This is a genomic window from Enterobacter cloacae complex sp. P1B, assembly GCF_014982345.1.
Lineage (GTDB): Bacteria > Pseudomonadota > Gammaproteobacteria > Enterobacterales > Enterobacteriaceae > Enterobacter > Enterobacter bugandensis.
This window is the reverse complement of the sequence record NZ_JADCLF010000006.1, coordinates 171136-190096: the sequence shown is the minus strand read 5'-3', so window position 1 is coordinate 190096 and position 18961 is coordinate 171136. Positions and strand designations below refer to the sequence as shown.

At 56.8% G+C, this 18961-nt stretch carries 19 protein-coding genes and 1 other RNA gene; 13 read left to right on the top strand and 7 right to left on the bottom strand.

Going from position 1 to position 18961, the window contains the following annotated elements; all coding sequences use genetic code 11:
• Positions 1–48: 48 nt before the first annotated feature.
• The 3 genes from INF77_RS05550 to zapA all read right to left on the bottom strand — a co-directional run bounded on the left by INF77_RS05550 (position 49) and on the right by zapA (position 1224).
• The gene (locus tag INF77_RS05550) at positions 49–645 is read right to left on the bottom strand and encodes a 5-formyltetrahydrofolate cyclo-ligase (RefSeq protein ID WP_045629984.1); all 597 of its coding nucleotides are present in this window, start codon (positions 643–645) and stop codon (positions 49–51) included.
• Between the two features lie 24 nt (positions 646–669).
• Positions 670–853, bottom strand: a non-coding RNA gene (gene ssrS / locus INF77_RS05545) — 6S RNA.
• Positions 854–894: 41 nt separating this feature from the next.
• Entirely contained in the window at positions 895–1224 is a 330-nt protein-coding gene (gene zapA, locus INF77_RS05540; protein WP_006811891.1) for a cell division protein ZapA, read from the bottom strand.
• 167 nt (positions 1225–1391) lie between these two features.
• Between zapA and INF77_RS05535 the strand changes: the two genes are divergently transcribed.
• The 8 genes from INF77_RS05535 (at position 1392) to INF77_RS05500 (ending at position 11414) form a co-directional block, all read left to right on the top strand.
• Entirely contained in the window at positions 1392–1970 is a 579-nt protein-coding gene (locus tag INF77_RS05535) for a YecA family protein (protein WP_028014333.1), read from the top strand.
• Positions 1971–2001: 31 nt separating this feature from the next.
• Complete coding sequence (pepP, locus tag INF77_RS05530; RefSeq protein ID WP_028014332.1) at positions 2002–3315, top strand: Xaa-Pro aminopeptidase; 1314 nt, start codon at positions 2002–2004, stop codon at positions 3313–3315.
• Positions 3312–4490 carry a 2-octaprenyl-6-methoxyphenyl hydroxylase gene (gene ubiH / locus INF77_RS05525; RefSeq protein WP_193532067.1) on the top strand — a complete coding sequence of 393 codons (1179 nt, stop codon included), beginning with the start codon at positions 3312–3314 and terminating at the stop codon, positions 4488–4490. Before pepP ends, ubiH begins: the two co-directional genes overlap by 4 nt.
• 12 nt (positions 4491–4502) lie before the next feature.
• Positions 4503–5705 (top strand): FAD-dependent 2-octaprenylphenol hydroxylase, encoded by a 1203-nt coding sequence (ubiI, locus tag INF77_RS05520; RefSeq protein WP_193532066.1) that lies wholly within the window; start codon positions 4503–4505, stop codon positions 5703–5705.
• A gap of 397 nt (positions 5706–6102) precedes the next feature.
• On the top strand, positions 6103–7197 hold the full coding sequence (gene gcvT, locus INF77_RS05515; RefSeq protein WP_193532065.1) for a glycine cleavage system aminomethyltransferase GcvT: 1095 nt from the start codon (positions 6103–6105) through the stop codon (positions 7195–7197).
• A gap of 23 nt (positions 7198–7220) precedes the next feature.
• A complete protein-coding gene (gene gcvH, locus INF77_RS05510) occupies positions 7221–7610 on the top strand; it encodes a glycine cleavage system protein GcvH (protein WP_008499718.1) in 390 nt (129 codons plus the stop codon).
• A 118-nt stretch (positions 7611–7728) separates the two neighbouring features.
• Entirely contained in the window at positions 7729–10602 is a 2874-nt protein-coding gene (gene gcvP, locus INF77_RS05505; RefSeq protein ID WP_028014328.1) for an aminomethyl-transferring glycine dehydrogenase, read from the top strand.
• A 68-nt stretch (positions 10603–10670) separates the two neighbouring features.
• On the top strand, positions 10671–11414 hold the full coding sequence (locus INF77_RS05500) for an SDR family oxidoreductase (protein ID WP_028014327.1): 744 nt from the start codon (positions 10671–10673) through the stop codon (positions 11412–11414).
• A gap of 50 nt (positions 11415–11464) precedes the next feature.
• Here INF77_RS05500 and bglA read toward each other — a convergent pair whose 3' ends face one another.
• Together bglA and INF77_RS05490 are read right to left on the bottom strand one after the other, a co-directional pair.
• Positions 11465–12898, bottom strand: coding sequence for a 6-phospho-beta-glucosidase BglA (gene bglA / locus INF77_RS05495; protein ID WP_028014326.1), 1434 nt, complete (start codon positions 12896–12898; stop codon positions 11465–11467).
• 116 nt (positions 12899–13014) lie between these two features.
• The gene (locus tag INF77_RS05490) at positions 13015–13746 is read right to left on the bottom strand and encodes a MurR/RpiR family transcriptional regulator (RefSeq protein ID WP_028014325.1); all 732 of its coding nucleotides are present in this window, start codon (positions 13744–13746) and stop codon (positions 13015–13017) included.
• 265 nt (positions 13747–14011) lie between these two features.
• Here INF77_RS05490 and INF77_RS05485 point away from each other — a divergent pair, with 265 nt between their 5' ends.
• Entirely contained in the window at positions 14012–14671 is a 660-nt protein-coding gene (locus tag INF77_RS05485) for a hemolysin III family protein (RefSeq protein WP_023331242.1), read from the top strand.
• 87 nt (positions 14672–14758) lie between these two features.
• On the opposite strand, the gene ygfZ is transcribed toward INF77_RS05485, so the two are convergent.
• Positions 14759–15739 carry a tRNA-modifying protein YgfZ gene (gene ygfZ / locus INF77_RS05480; RefSeq protein WP_193532064.1) on the bottom strand — a complete coding sequence of 327 codons (981 nt, stop codon included), beginning with the start codon at positions 15737–15739 and terminating at the stop codon, positions 14759–14761.
• A gap of 294 nt (positions 15740–16033) precedes the next feature.
• On the opposite strand from ygfZ, the gene sdhE reads away from it, so the two are divergent.
• Positions 16034–16300, top strand: coding sequence for an FAD assembly factor SdhE (gene sdhE, locus INF77_RS05475; protein ID WP_010435322.1), 267 nt, complete (start codon positions 16034–16036; stop codon positions 16298–16300).
• Positions 16281–16691: a protein YgfX gene (locus tag INF77_RS05470; protein ID WP_028014322.1), complete on the top strand. Its 411-nt coding sequence runs from the start codon at positions 16281–16283 to the stop codon at positions 16689–16691. The genes sdhE and INF77_RS05470 overlap by 20 nt, the downstream gene beginning before the upstream one ends.
• 6 nt (positions 16692–16697) lie before the next feature.
• Here the strand turns inward: INF77_RS05470 and fldB are convergent, their stop codons facing one another.
• Positions 16698–17219: a flavodoxin FldB gene (fldB, locus tag INF77_RS05465; protein WP_041908355.1), complete on the bottom strand. Its 522-nt coding sequence runs from the start codon at positions 17217–17219 to the stop codon at positions 16698–16700.
• Between the two features lie 101 nt (positions 17220–17320).
• Between fldB and xerD the strand changes: the two genes are divergently transcribed.
• Positions 17321–18217 (top strand): site-specific tyrosine recombinase XerD, encoded by an 897-nt coding sequence (gene xerD / locus INF77_RS05460; protein ID WP_028014320.1) that lies wholly within the window; start codon positions 17321–17323, stop codon positions 18215–18217.
• Positions 18218–18245: 28 nt separating this feature from the next.
• Entirely contained in the window at positions 18246–18959 is a 714-nt protein-coding gene (gene dsbC / locus INF77_RS05455) for a bifunctional protein-disulfide isomerase/oxidoreductase DsbC (RefSeq protein WP_028014319.1), read from the top strand.
• The last annotated feature ends 2 nt before the right edge of the window (positions 18960–18961 follow it).

The following is an 18961-nucleotide window of genomic DNA, read 5'->3' as shown; positions in this document are numbered from 1 at the left end:
GTTGAGCTTTTGTAGGCCGGGTAAGCGTAAGCGCCACCCGGCTTTATGCTACCAAAGCCACGTTTTACCTGGCGTTACCACCGCGGGCAGCGGAATATCCCATTTCTCCACCGGCAAGGCTTCTACAGCCTGGCAATCATGCGCATACCCCACCGGCTGCAAACCATACTGCCGCCAGTTTTGCAGCGTTCGGTCGTAAAAACCGCCGCCCATACCTAGGCGCTGGCCCTGCTCATCAAACGCCACCAGCGGCGTAATCAGCACGTCCAGCTCGGACAGCGGTAATACGTCGCGCACGTCGAGTTTCGGTTCGGTGATTTTCAGACGATTCACCACCAGTTCGCTGTGCGGATGGTAATGCAGAAACAGCAGATTGCCCCGGCTGAACGGATGCAGTACCGGCAGGTAAACTTTTTTCCCGGCGCGCCAGAGCTGGTCGATAAGCGGCTGGGTGTCCAGTTCGCCGTCAAACGAGAGAAACAGCGCGACGGTGTTTGCCATCACCACGGGCGGATAGGCCATCATGCGGGCAGCGGCCTGCTGCGCAAAGTGTGCTTGTTGTTCGGACGTCAGGGCGCGACGACGCTGGCGAATGAGCTGACGGATGTCCTGGCGTGAAGCAGAAACTTCAGGGAATTGAGTCATGGTAGTCGGTAGAAGAAGAGAGAGGGAATCTCCGAGATGCCGCCGCAGGCTGTAACCCTTGAACCCTTGGTTCAAGGTGAATGTGTCGTCATAGTTTTAAGGCTTCTCGGACGAACCGAGCATGCTCACCAACCATGGAGCGCCACATTCTTGTGGTATGAAATATCGGCTCAGGGGACTGGCCCGCTTGCAAACATCTCAGAGAAATTTTGTCTTCACAGTTACTCTACCATAGTCAACTGCGAAGTGTTATTCAAACTTTGGTCCCGGTCTTTCGGGATTGCGACCTTGATCAAGCAATGCCTGTTCAATGGTCTGCTGGAGCATTTTAATGCGTTGCTCCATGCTGGCCGCGTAATCGCGGGTCTTCGCTTTTTCCTGAGTCAGTTCATAGCTGATGTTCAACGCGGCGATGAAAACCAGCTGCTCAGTATTTGTGACTCTAGTGCGTTCTTTTAGATCTTGCAACCGCTGATTCAAATCGTCCGCAGCCTGATTCAAAGCATCCCTTTGTTCAGGTGGACAATTCACTCGCAGTGAACGGCCAAAAATCTGGAGATCGACGGGTTGTGCAGACATGCCACCTTCCTGCTGATTGACTGCGCTGCCTTCGCTTACTGCCCCGGGGGCTGCGAAGGGGCGACACTATAGCTACCCTGATGTGAAGATACAAGCCCTTTTCTGGTATCACCAGGGTCCAAAGTGGTAGCATATCATGAATATCCTCCCTTTGATGACGAATGCGTATGTCTATACAGAACGAAATGCCTGGTTACAAGGATTTAAACCAGTTACTGAACCAGCAGGGAGTCGGTCTTACCCCTGCCGAAATGCACGGTCTGATCAGCGGCATACTGTGCGGCGGAAACAGCGACAGCTCATGGCAGCCGCTGATCCACGACCTCACCAACGAAGGGCTGGCGTTTGGCCACGAACTGGCGGAAGCGCTGCGAAAAATGCACGCGGCAACCAGCGATTCGCTGGAAGACGATGGCTTCCTTTTTCAGCTTTATCTGCCTGAAGGCGACGATGTCAGCGTCTTTGATCGCGCCGATGCGCTCGCGGGGTGGGTAAACCACTATCTGCTTGGCCTGGGCGTCACCCAGCCTAAGCTTGATAAAGTCACTGGCGAAGCGGGTGAAGCGATTGACGATCTGCGCAACATCGCCCAGCTTGGCTACGATGAAGAGGAAGATCAGGAAGAGCTGGAAATGTCTCTCGAAGAGATCATCGAGTACGTGCGCGTGGCGGCGCTGCTGTGCCACGACAACTTTACGCGCTCACAGCCGACCGCGCCGGAAGTTCGCAAGCCAACCTTACATTAAGAAAAATAACGCACAGGAGGGTGTCATGGTTATCTCGCAACAAGAGTATTTGCGCCGTCGTCAGGCGCTGCTGGCAAACATGCAGCCGGGAAGCGCGGCGCTGATTTTTGCCGCGCCGGAAGTGACGCGCAGCGCCGACAGCGAATACCCCTATCGCCAGAGTAGCGATTTCTGGTACTTCACCGGCTTCAACGAGCCGGAAGCGGTGCTGGTGCTGATTAAGAGCAATGACACCCACAACCACAGCGTGATTTTCAACCGCGTACGAGACTTAACCGCTGAGATCTGGTTTGGCCGCCGCTTAGGGCAAGAGGCCGCCCCGGAAAAGCTGGGCGTTGACCGCGCGCTGGCGTTTAGCGAAATCAACCAGCAGCTCTATCAGCTGCTTAATGGCCTCGACGTGCTCTACCACGCGCAGGGCGAATACGCCTACGCCGATGAGATTGTTTTCAACGCGCTGGAAAAACTGCGTAAAGGCTCGCGGCAGAACCTGTCCGCGCCCGCCACCCTCACGGACTGGCGTCCGGTGGTGCACGAGATGCGTCTGTTCAAATCTGAAGAAGAGCTGAACGTGCTGCGCCGTGCGGGCGAAATCAGCGCCCTGGCGCACACCCGCGCGATGGAAAAATGTCGTCCCGGAATGTTTGAATACCAGCTGGAAGGCGAAATTCACCACGAATTTAACCGCCACGGCGCGCGTTATCCCTCCTACAACACCATCGTTGGCGGCGGGGAAAACGGCTGCATTCTGCACTACACCGAAAACGAAAGCGCGCTGCGCGACGGCGATCTGGTGCTGATTGACGCCGGTTGCGAATATCAGGGCTACGCGGGCGACATCACGCGTACCTTCCCGGTGAACGGCAAGTTTTCGCCAGCGCAGCGGGCGATTTATGACATCGTTCTCGAATCACTCGAGACGGCGCTGACGCTGTATCGCCCGGGCACCTCCATTCAGGAAGTGACCGGTGAGGTGGTGCGCATCATGATTACCGGGCTGGTTAAGCTTGGGATCCTCAAAGGGGATGTCGATACCCTGATTACCGAGAATGCTCACCGCCCGTACTTTATGCACGGCCTGAGCCACTGGCTGGGGCTGGACGTGCACGACGTGGGCGCGTACGGCCCTGAACGTTCGCGCGTGCTTGAACCGGGCATGGTGCTGACCGTCGAGCCGGGCCTGTACATCGCGCCGGATGCCGACGTGCCAGAGGAATACCGCGGAATTGGCATTCGTATTGAAGACGACATCGTCATCACCGAAACCGGCAACGAAAACCTGACCGCGAGCGTGGTGAAAAAAGCGGACGATATCGAGGCGCTGATGGCAGCGGCGCGCGTATGAGCGTGATTATCGTTGGCGGCGGCATGACCGGCGCCACGCTGGCGTTAGCCATCTCGCATTTGACGAAGGGGCAGCTTCCGGTGCATCTGGTTGAAGCCGTCGCGCCGCAGGCGAAGAATCACCCTGGGTTTGATTCCCGCGCCATTGCCCTGGCGCAGGGCACCTGCCAGCAGCTATCCCGCATTGGCATCTGGCAGGCCATCGCCGAATGCGCTACCGCCATTAATACCGTGCACGTGAGCGATCGCGGTCATGCCGGGTTTGTGACGCTGGATGCCCATGATTACCGTATTGACGCGCTGGGTCAGGTCGTTGAACTGCACGATATTGGCCTGCGCCTGTTCCGCCTGTTGCAGGACGCGCCGGGCGTCACGTTGCACTGCCCGGCACGCGTTGCCAGCTTCACCCGCCGTGAAGACGCGGTCAGCGTAACGCTGGACAATGGCACCGTGCTTGACGGACAGCTTCTGGTGGCGGCTGACGGGTCGCGCTCGGCGCTCGGCACCCAGTGCGGCGTAGAGTGGCGGCAGCAGCCTTACGGGCAGGTCGCGGTCATCGCGAACGTCTCGACCGCAGCAGAACACAACGGCCGGGCGTTTGAGCGCTTCACCCAGCACGGCCCGCTGGCGATGCTGCCGATGACGGACGGGCGCTGCTCGCTGGTCTGGTGCCACCCGCAGGAAAAGGCCGAAGAGGTTAAATCCTGGTCCGACGAACGTTTTTGTACCGAGCTGCAGAAAGCCTTTGGCTGGCGGCTGGGGCGTATTACCCATGCCGGGAAACGTGCGGTCTATCCGCTGTCGTTAACCACGGCGTCACAGTCTGTTTCTCACCGCGTGGCGCTGGTCGGCAACGCGGCGCAAACCCTCCACCCCATCGCCGGGCAGGGCTTTAACCTCGGCCTGCGGGATGTGATGAGCCTGGCCGAAACGCTTTCGCAGGCGTGGAGCGAACAAAAAGACTGTGGCGCTTACCCGGTGCTAAGCCATTACCAGACGCGACGTCAGGCCGATAAAGAGGCGACGATTGGCGTCACCGATGGTTTAGTCCATCTCTTTGCCAATCGCTGGGCGCCGCTGGTTGTTGGTCGCAACCTCGGGCTGATGGCGATGGAACTGTTCATTCCGGCACGTGACGTGCTGGCGCAGCGGACCCTGGGTTGGGTCGCGCGTTAAGGAGTTATCACTGTGCAAAATGTTGATGTTGCCATCGTTGGCGGCGGAATGGTTGGGCTGGCGCTGGCCTGTGGATTACAGGGCAGCGGCCTGCGCGTGGCCGTGCTGGAGCAAAAGCAGCCCCAGCCTGTCGCATTTGATGCCCCGCCGGAACTCCGCGTGTCGGCGATTAACGCGGCCAGCGAAAAGCTTTTGACGCGTCTCGGCGTCTGGTCAGATATCGTCGCCCAGCGCGCCAGCTGCTATCACGGCATGGAAGTGTGGGACAAGGACAGCTTTGGCCATATAGCCTTTGATGATGAAAGCATGGGCTATAGCCATCTGGGGCACATCGTTGAAAACGCGGTGATCCACCACGCGCTGTGGCAGAAAGCAGAGCAGTGCAGCGACGTGACGCTGGTTGCGCCTGCGCAGATCCAGCAGGTGGCATGGGGCGAAAACGAGGCGTTTATCACCCTGCAAAGCGGCGACATGCTGACCGCGCGTCTGGTGGTCGGTGCCGACGGCGCTAACTCCTGGCTGCGCAACAAGGCTGATATCCCGCTGACGTACTGGGATTACCGCCATCATGCGATGGTGGCAACGATCCGTACTGAAGAGCCGCACGGCGGCGTTGCGCGGCAGATTTTCCACAACGACGGCATACTGGCGTTCCTGCCGCTTGCCGATCCGCACCTGTGTTCGATTGTCTGGTCCCTGGTGCCGGAGAAAGCCCAGCAGATGCAGGAGGCGACGCCGGAGGCGTTTAACCAGGCGCTGTGCGTGGCGTTTGATAACCGCCTTGGCCTGTGCACGCTTGAAAGCGAGCGGCTGGTTTTCCCGTTAACCGGCCGCTACGCGCGTCAGTTTGCGGCGCACCGCCTGGCGCTGGTGGGGGATGCGGCCCATACCATTCATCCGCTGGCCGGGCAGGGCGTTAACCTCGGCTTTATGGACGCGGCGGAACTGGTGGAAGAACTGCGTCGCCTGCACCGTGAAGGTAAAGATATCGGCCAGCATCTGTATCTGCGTCGCTACGAGCGCAGCCGCAAGCACAGTGCGGCGATGATGCTGGCAGGAATGCAGGGCTTCCGCGAGCTGTTTGCCGGGGCAAATCCGGCGAAAAAATTGCTGCGCGATGTCGGCCTCAAGCTGGCCGACACCCTTCCCGGTGTCAAACCTCAACTTCTTCGTCAGGCAATGGGTCTTAACGATCTTCCCGACTGGTTACGCTAACCTCGATCCCCGTCACACTTTATTTTCCCGGCCTCTGCGCCGGGAAAATCCCCTCGTTTGAAATATTCTAATTCCACGCCATTTTTCGCATTAGTTATTCTCATGTCGTGATTTTTACGTGACGGAAATTCGGCCCGTTTTTCCGCACGAAATATCACCATGTGCTAAATCCTGTTAGATCATTGTTAATTTTGTGCGGGGTTAATCGCATTTTTCCAGTGAATAACTCTGTAGGCTTTTCAGCGTTTTTTGGTCATAAGCTAATGTGATGACCCGTTTTACCTTATGGTTAACCGCCGGTTTCGGTGGTAAGTTCAGGTAAAAGAGAACGTTTGCGTCGGCATTCGGGAACGAGGCCGATACCGGGTTTCACGGTGAATTTTTCAACGAGGACAAGATGGCTCAACAGACTCCTTTGTACGAACAGCACGTGTTATGCGGCGCCCGCATGGTGGACTTCCATGGCTGGATGATGCCGCTGCACTACGGCTCGCAGATTGATGAGCACCACGCGGTGCGCACCGATGCCGGTATGTTCGACGTGTCCCACATGACGATTGTCGATCTGCGCGGTAGCCGCACCCGGGAGTTTTTGCGTTATCTGCTGGCAAACGACGTCGCCAAACTGAAGACGCCGGGTAAAGCGCTCTATACCGGCATGCTGAATGCCTCGGGCGGCGTGATTGATGACCTTATCGTCTACTACTTCACTGAAGATTTCTTCCGCCTCGTTGTAAACTCCGCCACCCGCGAAAAAGACCTCTCCTGGATCACTCAACACGCCGAACCTTATGCCATCGACATCACCGTCCGTGACGATCTGTCGCTGATCGCCGTGCAGGGGCCGAACGCGCAGGCAAAAGCCGCGTCTCTGTTCAGCGACGAGCAGCGCACCGCCACCGAAGGCATGAAGCCGTTCTTCGGCGTGCAGGCGGGGGAGCTGTTTATTGCCACCACCGGCTATACCGGTGAAGCGGGTTACGAAATTGCGATGCCGAACGAGAAAGCTGCCGATTTCTGGCGTGCGCTGGTAGAAGCGGGCGTGAAGCCTGCGGGCCTGGGCGCGCGCGATACGCTGCGTCTGGAAGCGGGCATGAACCTCTACGGTCAGGAAATGGATGAAGGCGTCTCTCCGCTGGCGGCCAACATGGGCTGGACCATCGCGTGGGAACCGGCTGACCGTGATTTTATTGGCCGTGAAGCGCTGGAGATGCAGCGCGAGAAGGGCACCGAACAGCTGGTGGGACTGGTGATGAAGGAAAAAGGCGTGCTGCGCGGCGAGCTGTCGGTGCGCTTTACCGATGCTGACGGCAATCATCGTGAAGGCGTGATCACCAGCGGAACCTTCTCACCGACGCTGGGCTACAGTATTGCACTGGCACGCGTGCCGGCAGGCATTGGCGACACGGCGGTAGTGCAAATCCGCAACCGCGAAATGCCGGTCCACGTGACCAAACCGATTTTTGTTCGCGCCGGTAAGCCGGTCGCCTAACTATTTTTATCAGGAGAACTTCAATGAGCAATGTGCCAGCAGAACTGAAATACAGCAAAGAACACGAGTGGCTGCGCAAAGAGGCGGACGGCACTTACACCGTAGGGATCACCGAGCACGCGCAAGAGCTGCTGGGCGACATGGTGTTTGTTGACCTGCCTGACGTGGGCACGACCGTTAGCGCGGGCGACGACTGCGCCGTGGCGGAGTCCGTAAAAGCGGCATCAGACATCTACGCACCGGTAAGCGGTGAGATTGTTGCGGTCAACGATGCGCTGAGCGACTCGCCAGAGCTGGTCAACAGCGAGCCTTATGAAGGCGGCTGGATCTTCAAGATCAAAGCCAGCGACGAATCGCAAGTTGCCGCGCTGCTGGATGCAACCGCGTACGAAGCACTACTGGAAGACGAATAACGTTGTGCCGGATGGCGCTGCGCTTATCCGCCTTACAGGGCCCGCTAAGCGGTAGCGCCACCGGGCAACAGCGTTACAGATAACTACGATTCACTGCACGTATCAGGAACCATCGCTCATGACACAGACTTTAAGCCAGCTTGAAAACCGTGGCGCCTTCATTGAACGTCACATTGGGCCGGATGCTCAGCAACAGCAGGAGATGCTGAAGACGGTTGGCGCGGATTCATTAGACGCACTGATCGGCCAGATTGTGCCAAAAGACATCCAGCTTGCCACGCCGCCTCAGGTTGGGGAAGCCACCACGGAGTTCGCCGCGCTGGCGGAGCTGAAGGCTATTGCAGGCCTCAACAAGCGCTATAAGTCTTACATTGGCATGGGCTACACCAACGTGCAGTTACCGCCAGTTATCCTGCGTAACATGCTGGAAAACCCGGGCTGGTACACCGCTTACACCCCTTATCAGCCAGAAGTCTCCCAGGGGCGTCTGGAAGCGCTGCTGAACTTCCAGCAGGTGACGCTGGATCTGACCGGTATGGATATCGCTTCCGCCTCTCTGCTGGATGAAGCGACCGCCGCTGCCGAAGCGATGGCGATGGCAAAACGCGTAAGCAAGCTGAAAAATGCTAACCGCTTCTTCGTGGCGGCGGACGTGCATCCCCAGACGCTGGACGTGGTGCGCACCCGTGCAGAAACCTTCGGTTTTGAGGTGATCGTCGACGACGCCGACAAAGTGCTGGATCACCAGGACGTCTTCGGCGTGCTGCTGCAGCAGGTGGGTACCACCGGCGAAGTTCACGACTACGGCGCGCTGATTGCCGAGCTGAAATCCCGCAAAGTGGTTGTCAGCGTTGCCGCCGATTTTATGGCGCTGGTGCTGCTGACGGCGCCGGGCAAACAGGGCGCGGATATTGTATTCGGCTCCGCGCAGCGCTTCGGCGTGCCGATGGGCTACGGCGGCCCGCACGCGGCGTTCTTCGGCGCGAAAGATGAATTCAAACGTTCCATGCCAGGCCGTATCATTGGCGTGTCAAAAGATGCTGCCGGTAATACCGCGTTGCGCATGGCGATGCAGACCCGCGAGCAGCATATCCGCCGCGAGAAAGCGAACTCCAACATCTGTACTTCCCAGGTACTGCTGGCAAACATCGCCAGCCTGTATGCGGTATTCCACGGTCCGGCTGGCCTGAAGCGCATTGCCAGCCGCATTCACCGCCTGGCTGATATTCTGGCCTGCGGCCTGCAGCAGAAGGGCCTCAAGCTGCGCCACGCACACTACTTCGACACCCTGTGCGTGGAAGTGGCAGACAAAGCCGCCGTGCTGGCGCGCGCGAATGCAGCAGAAATCAACCTGCGCAGCGACATCCACAACGCGGTCGGCATTACGCTGGATGAAAGCACCACTCGCGACGATATCCTGAGCCTGTTCAGCGTGTTGCTGGGCGACGCACACGGTCTGGACGTTGATACGCTCGACAAAGAGGTCGCGCTCGACAGCCGCTCCATTCAGGAAAGCATGCTGCGCAATGACGCGATCCTGACTCACCCGGTGTTCAATCGCTATCACAGCGAAACCGAGATGATGCGCTATATGCACTCTCTGGAGCGCAAAGATCTGGCGTTGAACCAGGCGATGATCCCGCTGGGCTCCTGCACCATGAAGCTGAACGCCGCGGCAGAGATGATCCCGATTACCTGGCCTGAATTCTCCGAACTGCACCCGTTCTGCCCGCCAGAACAGGCGGAAGGCTATCACATGATGATCAACCAGCTTTCAGACTGGCTGGTGAAGCTGACCGGTTACGACGCGCTCTGCATGCAGCCGAACTCCGGCGCGCAGGGTGAATACGCGGGCCTGTTGGCGATCCGTCACTATCACGAAAGCCGTAACGAAGGCCACCGCGATATCTGCCTGATCCCAAGCTCCGCCCACGGCACCAACCCGGCCTCAGCCCAGATGGCGGGCATGGAAGTGGTGGTGGTCGCGTGCGATAAGAACGGCAACATCGATTTGGCCGACCTGCGTGCGAAAGCCGAGCAGGCGGGCGACAAGCTCTCCTGCATCATGGTGACCTACCCGTCCACCCACGGCGTGTACGAAGAGACCATCCGTGAAGTGTGCGAAGTGGTGCACCAGTTTGGCGGTCAGGTATACCTCGACGGCGCGAACATGAACGCTCAGGTGGGCATTACCTCTCCGGGCTTTATCGGCGCGGACGTGTCGCACCTGAACCTGCATAAAACCTTCTGCATTCCGCACGGTGGTGGCGGCCCGGGCATGGGACCAATCGGCGTGAAAGCGCACCTGGCGCCGTTTGTGCCGGGCCACAGCGTGGTGCAGATTGAAGGCATGCTGACCCGTCAGGGCGCGGTCTCTGCGGCACCGTTCGGTAGCGCATCAATCCTGCCAATCAGCTGGATGTACATCCGCATGATGGGCGCGGAAGGGCTGAAGCAGGCGAGCCAGGTGGCTATTCTGAACGCCAACTACATTGCGACTCGCCTGAAGTCCGCCTTCCCGGTGCTCTATACCGGCCGCGACGGTCGCGTGGCGCACGAGTGCATTCTGGATATTCGTCCGCTGAAAGAGCAGACCGGCATCAGCGAGCTGGATATCGCCAAGCGTCTGATCGACTACGGCTTCCACGCGCCAACCATGTCGTTCCCGGTTGCGGGGACGCTGATGGTGGAGCCGACCGAGTCTGAAAGCAAAGCCGAGCTGGACCGCTTTATCGACGCGATGCTGGCCATCCGCATGGAGATCGACCGCGTGCAGGACGGCGAATGGACGCTGGAAGATAACCCGCTGGTCAACGCCCCGCACACCCAGCACGAGATGGTGGCAGAGTGGAACCACGGTTACTCCCGCGAGCTGGCCGTCTTCCCGGCGGGCGTGGCAAACAAATACTGGCCGACTGTGAAGCGTCTTGATGACGTTTACGGCGACCGTAATCTGTTCTGCTCCTGCGTGCCGATGAGCGAATACCAGTAATTATTTGCCATACTGTAGGCCGGGTAAGCGTAAGCGCCACCCGGCTTTTTTTTATCTGGAGGTTGTGAATGGCAATTGCACTGGTCACCGGCGCGAGCCGGGGCATTGGGAAAGCCACCGCGCTGCAGCTGGCACGTGAAGGCTACACCGTGGCGGTGAACTATCACCACAACATTAAAGCCGCGACGGACGTTATCAATCAGATCGTTGAGGCCGGCGGTAAAGCGTTTGCCGTGCGTGCGGACATCAGCGATGAAGCTCAGGTGCTGGCGATGTTTGACAGCATCGATCGTGAAGGTGAGCCGCTTCGCGCGCTGGTCAATAATGCAGGCATTCTGTTTGAGCAATCCACCATTGAGAATCTGTCCGCAGAGCGCATTAACCGCGTGCTGGCGACCAACGTCACGGGTTACTTTCTCTGCTGTCGTGAAGCGGTGAAACGCATGTCCATCAAGCATGGCGGCAAGGGCGGGGCGATTGTGAATGTCTCTTCCGCCGCGTCTCGTCTGGGCGCGCCGGGTGAATATGTCGATTACGCTGCTTCCAAAGGCGCGGTTGATTCGCTAACAACCGGGCTATCGCTGGAGGTGGCGGCGCAGGGTATCCGCGTGAACTGCGTGCGGCCTGGGCTGATTTATACCGATATCCATGCTTCCGGCGGAGAGCCGGGGCGAGTGGATCGCGTGAAATCGTTACTGCCGATGCAGCGCGGCGGCCAGCCGGAAGAGGTGGCGCAGGCGATTGTCTGGCTGCTGAGCGAGAAGGCGTCTTACGTGACGGGCAGTTTTATCGAGCTGGCTGGCGGGAAGTAAACCCCTCACCCTAACCCTCTCCCCAAAGGGAGAGGGTTAGGCGCCCGGCGTTAAAGTTTCTCGCCGTTGCTGGCAATCACGCCTTTATACCACTCGAAGCTCTTCTTACGGGAGCGCGACATGTCGCCCGTGCCGTCGTCGTGCTTGTTGACGTAGATAAAGCCGTAGCGCTTGCTGTACTGACCAGTGGTGAACGACACGCAGTCGATGCAGCCCCACGGCGTATAGCCCATCAGATCCACGCCATCATGCGTGACGGCTTTGATCATCTCTTCCACGTGGGCACGCAGGTAGTCGATGCGATAGTCATCGTTGATGCTGCCGTCTTCTTCCACCTTGTCGTAGGCACCGAAACCGTTCTCAACGATAAACAGCGGCTTCTGATAACGCTCGTACAGTTCGCACAGGGAATAACGCAGGCCCACCGGGTCAATCTGCCAGCCCCAGTCGGACGCCTTCACGTGCGGGTTCGGCACGCTGCCTTCAAAGCCGGAAATGGCGTCACCTGTGCCGCCTTCCGCTTTCACCGCGTTGGTCATGTAGTAGCTGAAGCCTAAGTAGTCGCAGGTACCTTCACGCAGGATCTGCTCGTCGCCCGCCTCCATTTTGATGGAAAAGCCGCGGCGCTCCCACTCGTTCAGCACGTAGGACGGGTAGTAACCACGCAGCTGGACGTCGGTAAAGACATAGCGCTCGCGCATGGATTCCTGGGCGAACATCACGTCTTCAGGCTTGCAGGAGAACGGATAGAGCGCCACCATCGCCAGCATGCAGCCGACTTTCATCTCCGGGTTGATGCGGCGCGCGGCTTTCACCGCCAGGGCGCTGGCCACAAACTGGTGGTGCAGCACCTGGTACATGGTCTCTTCCGGGTTGTCATGTTCGGTGTAGACCACGCCCGAGCAGCAGTAGCCGAACAGCGGGGCGCGCCAGTTGCGCTGGTTGTTGATTTCGTTGAAGGTCATCCAGTATTTGACCTTGTGCTTGTAGCGCTCAAACACCACTTCCGCGAAGCGCACGAAGAAATCGACCACTTTGCGGTTGGTCCAGCTACCATACTCCTGCACCAGGTGCAGCGGCATTTCGAAGTGGGAGAGGGTGATCACCGGTTCGATGTTGTACTTCAGCAGCTCATCGAACATGTCGTCGTAAAACTTCAGCCCTTCTTCGTTTGGCTGCGTTTCGTCACCTTTCGGGAAGATGCGCGTCCAGGCGATAGAGGTACGGAAACACTTGAAGCCCATCTCGGCAAATAGCTTGATGTCTTCTTTATAGTGGCCGTGGAAGTCGATAGCTTCGTGGTTTGGGTAGTATTTACCCGGCACCACCTCCTGCGTGATTTCGCGGGGCACGCCGTGTGCGCCGCCGGTCAGCACGTCGCAAATGCTTGGCCCTTTGCCGCCTTTGTTCCAGCCGCCTTCAACCTGATGAGCGGCAACCGCGCCGCCCCATAAAAAATCTTTCGGTAAGGTTATTTTTTTCATCGCTGCTATTCTCAATAAATGGCTTATTGGCATTGAGTCTAGCAAAGCGAAATTGAATGTCACGATATAACAATTTGCGAAAATTGTGATTTGTCACATCGAAAAAACAGGGTGTTTTATTCCGTCAGTTTTTTCGCCAGCTTGCGTCCGAGAGATTCCAGAATATAAATGACGGGAATTTGCGTGGTGATATCGTAGACGCCGCCAATTCGCGTCTGGGGAACGTGCCAGGAGAGATTAAAGTCCGCCAGTTTTGCCAGGCGCGAGTGCTCGTGGCTGGTGATAGAGAGCACCTTGCAGTGATGCAGGCTGAACTGGCTGGCGAAGCGCAGGATCTCCTCGGTTTCGCCCGAGACGGAGAGCACAATCGCCAGCGCATTTTTCGCCATATCATTGGTGACCGGGAAATAAGGGTCATCAATATGATTACTGAATTTACCAATATTTGAAAAGAAGCGTGCGCCATATTTGGCCAAAGAGCCTGACGTGCCCGCCCCGACAAATATAATTCGCTCGGAAGACAAAATGATATTTACCGCGTCATTTAATAGCGCGTCGAACTCTTCATTATTCACGCTTTTAAAGAAGCTGATAATTTCGCTGGCGCCGAAATTCGCCTGCTGGGGCTCGTTCTGCTCAAGATAGAGCTTAAAGCGCACGCGAAATTCAGAATACCCTTCGCAGTTGAGCTTGCGGCAAAAGCGCAGGATAGTGGTGGTTGAGACGCCGGCCGCATCCGCCAGCTCGCGGATGGTCATGTACATCACTTTGTCCCGGTTTTTGATGACATAGTTGTAGACCATCATTTCCAGGTTATTGAGACTGGCAATGGCGGAGTGGGTGAACATACTCACAGTGGCAAAACTCTCATTCAGACCTCATTTATCCATCATATCATGCAGCCAGACGGCAGGAGCCAATTTTATGCCATTGATTAGTAAAGCTTAAATTTTTATGTGAACAAATGTCAGGTGAATTGTTCGTTTATGTTTTTGATTTTTATTATAAAAATTTACGTTAAAATTATTTTAGCTAACAGGTGTTCACTGGAATCATTCTCAGTTAGCATAGTCATGCGATGAATAATCATCTTTAGTTTTCCCGGAGTTTAGTATGGCGAGCAGACCATTAATCGCACAGGGATATTCGCTGGCTGAGGAAGTAGCCAACAGCATCAGCCACGGCATTGGCCTGGTGTTTGGGATTGTCGGTTTAGTGTTATTGCTGGTACAGGCGGTGGATACCAATGCCAGCGCGATGGCTATTACCAGCTATAGCCTGTATGGCGGAAGTATGATCCTGCTGTTCCTGGCCTCGACGCTCTATCACGCGATTCCGCATCAGCGGGCCAAAATATGGCTTAAGAAATTTGACCACTGCGCTATCTATCTGCTGATTGCGGGTACCTATACGCCTTTCCTGCTGGTGGGGCTAAACTCACCGCTGTCGCGCGGCCTGATGATTGTTATCTGGAGCCTGGCGCTGCTGGGGATCCTGTTTAAGCTGACCATTGCGCACCGGTTTAAAGTGTTGTCGCTGGTCACCTATCTGACGATGGGCTGGCTGTCGCTGATTGTGGTGTATCAGTTGGCGATTAAGCTGGCAGTAGGGGGCGTCACGCTGCTGGCGGTGGGCGGTGTGGTCTACTCGCTGGGCGTTATTTTCTACGTCTGCAAGCGCATCCCATACAACCATGCCATCTGGCACGGCTTTGTGCTGGGCGGCAGCGTGTGCCATTTTTTGGCGATTTATTTGTACGTGGGGCAGGTTTAGTTTGTTGTCGGGTGGCGGCTTCGCCTTACCCGACCTGGATTTGCACCCGTAGGCCCGGTAAGCGCAGCGCCACCGGGCGATAGAGCATCACTCTTCCAGTGAATACGGTAGCGGCTCAATACTCAACGTATTCGCGTCGTCGCGCACACGGAACACGCTGTCCGCTTCCATGTCGTTGTTCATTACAGCCTGTACCAAAAGACGGCCATCGTCCAGCTGGACTGCGGCTAACACGGTACCGGTGCGGCGCCAGTTGTCGCCCATCTTCAGTTCTAAGTCTTCTCCTGCTTCCGGTACGCGGCTGGCATGGCCTGCCAGTGTCCACAACGCGCGTTTGTTTGCCCCACGGAATTTTGCACGCGCGACCATTTCCTGACCGGTGTAGCAGCCTTTTTTAAAGCTGATGCCCCCCAGCGCCTGCAGGTTAGTTGCCTGAGGAATAAACTGCGCGCTGTTGGCTGCGTCAATTACAGGCAGACCCGCTTCGATGTTCAGCGCCAGCCACTGCTGGCTGTTGTTGAGCTGCGCTTCGCCGCGCAGCGACTCGGTCACGCGTTCGGCTGTTGCGGCATCCGTGACTAACAGGAAGCGCTCTGCCGGGTGTTCAAACCACAGGATGGAAGTCGCGCCCTCGCTGACCACCTGTTTTTCTGCATCCGGCAGTTCAGCAAACAGGTTTTTCAGCGCCGCACGCGCCTGGAAGCCCGCCACGCCCAGCAGAACATGTTCGTCGTCCGGGGCGATGGTGACTTTGGAAAAGACCGCGTATTTTTTCAGTTCTTTGAGCTGCGCATCGCGCAGGCTACGGCGCTCAATAAAGGCAAAACCGTCCTGACGGCGGAAGAGACGCAGGTTGCTCCACATTTTGCCCTTAGGATCGCAGTGCGCGGCCAGCAGATGCTGGTGTTCAGTCAACTGCGCAACATCCGCAGTCACCTGACCCTGCAAGTATTTTTCGGCGTCGGCGCCGGAGAGGGTTGCCAGCGCCCAGTCATCAAGAGAAATAAGCGTCAGCGGCAGACGCGCAGAGGCGGCGGGCTGGCGCGGAGAAAATGGTGTAAAGGCCATAACGGTATCCTGAATTGCTTAACGCTTTGATAATGCCTAATGGTAAAAGAGCCTGCAGGCATTGCAAGCGCTTTCAGCAGACCATTTGTGCCATAAACGGGTTATGCGTAACGCTACGCAAAATAGTGTAATCCGCTGTCTATGTAGGGATAATTCTGGAAGCCTGCTCGTCAAACGCAATATTCCAGTAATGAAACGGTCAAAAACACGTTACACTAGCTGGTGTCCCCGTAGAGAAATTAAGAACAGAAAACGGGGTACCGACTGTGCCAAACGTAATGCAGGAAACTGAACATGGATATTAACAACAAGGCCCGTATTCACTGGGCATGCCGACGCGGAATGCGTGAACTTGATATTTCCATCATGCCTTTCTTCGAATATGAGTACGACAGCTTAAGCGATGATGATAAGCGTCTGTTTGTTCGCCTGCTTGAGTCTGACGATCCGGATTTATTCAACTGGCTGATGAACCACGGCAAACCCGCCGACACCGAGTTGCAACGGATGGTGCAATTAATTCAAACACGGAATCGGGAACGTGGTCCTGTGGCAATCTGATCTTCGCGTCTCGTGGCGCTCGCAGTGGATGTCTTTATTGCTCCACGGGCTGGTTGCGGCCATCGTTTTACTCATGCCGTGGCCGCTCAGCTATACGCCGCTGTGGCTGCTATTACTTTCGTTTGTTGTTTTTGACAGCGTACGCAGCCAGCGTCGCATTAACGCGCGTCAGGGCGAGATTAAGCTGCTGATGGATTCCCGCCTGCGCTGGCAGGGAAAAGAGTGGGATATTCTCGGTGTACCCTGGATGCTTAACGCCGGGATGATGTTACGGTTACGCAAAGTGGGGGGCGGACGTTGCCAGCACCTGTGGCTGGCGGCGGACAGTATGGACGCATCAGAATGGCGGGATCTGCGCCGGATGTTGCTGCAACAGCCGACGCAGGAGTAACGCGCGTTAGCTGAATTTTTCTGCCATTTCGCCGAGGATCTGCTCGCACCAGGCCTGCAGGCGCTCGTCGCTGAGATCGTACTGATTGGTTTCATCCAGCGCGAGCCCGACAAACAGCTCGCCGTCGGCAATAATCGGCTTTTTACTGGTGAATTCATACCCTTCGGTTGGCCAGTAGCCAATAAACGCCGCCCCTTTTGGTGCCAGCTTGTCGTGCAGCATGCCGAGTGCGTCCAGGAACCATTCGCCGTAGCCTAACTGGTCACCCATGCCGTACATCGCAATAATTTTACCGTCGAAATTGACTGAATCGAGCTGATCCCAGATGGCTTCCCAGTCTTCCTGTATCTCACCAAAGTCCCAGGTTGGGATGCCCAGAATCAGCACATCGTACTGCTCCATCAAGGCGACCGAGTCATCTTTCAGGTTATGCAACGTCACCAGTTCCGGGCCAATGATGTCGCGAATTTTCTCCGCAGCCATTTCGGTGTAGCAGGTGCTGGAACCATAGAACAGACCAATATTCATCGCGTAACTATCTCAATTCTTGCTATGACTTTGCGCGTAGTGTACCAGAAACCGGTCGCAATCAGGCATAATGGCCTGACTGCAAAATCAAAGGGGCTGATGTGGAAAAGGATCTCGCACTCGTTGAACAGTTTCTCGACGCGCTGTGGCTGGAGAAAAATCTGGCCGAGAATACCCTCAGTGCCTACCGGCGCGATCTCACCATGCTGGTGGAGTGGCTGGCGCGTCGGGAGCTATCGCTTGCGAGCGCGCAAAGCGACGACCTGCAGGCGCTGCTCGCTGAACGCGTAGAAGGGGGGTACAAAGCCACCAGCTCTGCACGCTTGCTCAGCGCCATGCGTCGGCTTTTCCAGCATCTTTATCGGGAGAAGATTCGCGAAGACGATCCCAGCGCGCTGCTGGCGTCCCCGAAACTCCCGCAGCGGCTGCCGAAAGATCTCAGCGAAGCACAAGTTGAGAGATTATTACAGTCACCGGCTGTTGACCTGCCGCTGGAGTTACGCGATAAAGCCATGCTTGAGCTATTGTATGCTACCGGCTTGCGCGTTTCGGAACTGGTTGGCCTGACGATGAGCGACATTAGCCTGCGTCAGGGCGTGGTGCGCGTCATCGGTAAAGGAAACAAGGAAAGGCTGGTTCCGCTGGGAGAAGAGGCGGTTTACTGGCTGGAGACGTATCTTGAGCATGGCCGCCCCTGGCTGCTCAATGGCGCGTCTATCGACGTCCTGTTTCCGAGCCAGCGCGCGCAGCAGATGACGCGACAAACGTTCTGGCATCGCATCAAGCATTACGCCACACTGGCGGGTATCGACAGTGAAAAGCTTTCGCCGCACGTATTGCGTCACGCCTTCGCGACGCATCTGTTAAACCACGGCGCAGATTTACGCGTGGTACAGATGCTGCTGGGACACAGCGATCTTTCAACGACGCAAATTTACACCCATGTCGCGACGGAACGCCTGCGGCAGCTACACCAACAGCACCACCCTCGTGCGTGAGTGCCGACAAATTGTAACAGGATCAATTATGAAAAAGTCTTTCGTGCTGTTCACCCTGCTGGCAGCCTCATTTACCGGCTTCGCCCATGCGGATGACGCCGCCATCAAACAGTCTCTGGCTAAGCTTGGCGTCACCAGTAGCGACATCCAGCCTGCGCCGGTTGCCGGTATGAAAACCGTACTGACCAACAGCGGCGTGCTGTACGTCACCGAAGATGGCAAACACTTTATTCAGGGACCGCTGTACGACGTGAGCGGCGCGCAGCCGGTGAACGTCACCAACCAGCTGCTGATGAAAAACCTGAACGCGCTCGAAAAAGAGATGATCGTCTATAAAGCGGCGCAGGAAAAACATGTGATTACCGTCTTCACCGACATCACCTGTGGCTACTGCCACAAGCTGCATGAACAGATGAAAGACTATAACGCGCTGGGCATTACCGTGCGTTACCTGGCCTTCCCGCGCGCAGGCGTACAGAGCAAGCCAGAGCAGGACATGAAAGCGATCTGGTGTGCCAAAGACCGCAACAAAGCGTTTGATGACGCGATGAACGGTAAAGACGTTAAGCCTGCCTCCTGCGACATCGACATTGCTAACCACTACGCGCTGGGCGTGCAGTTTGGTGTGAGCGGTACGCCAGCGATTGTCCTGAGTAACGGCTATGTTGTTCCGGGCTATCAGGGACCGAAAGAGATGAAAGAGTTTCTCGACGCGCACCAGAAACAGTTTGGTGGTAAATAATT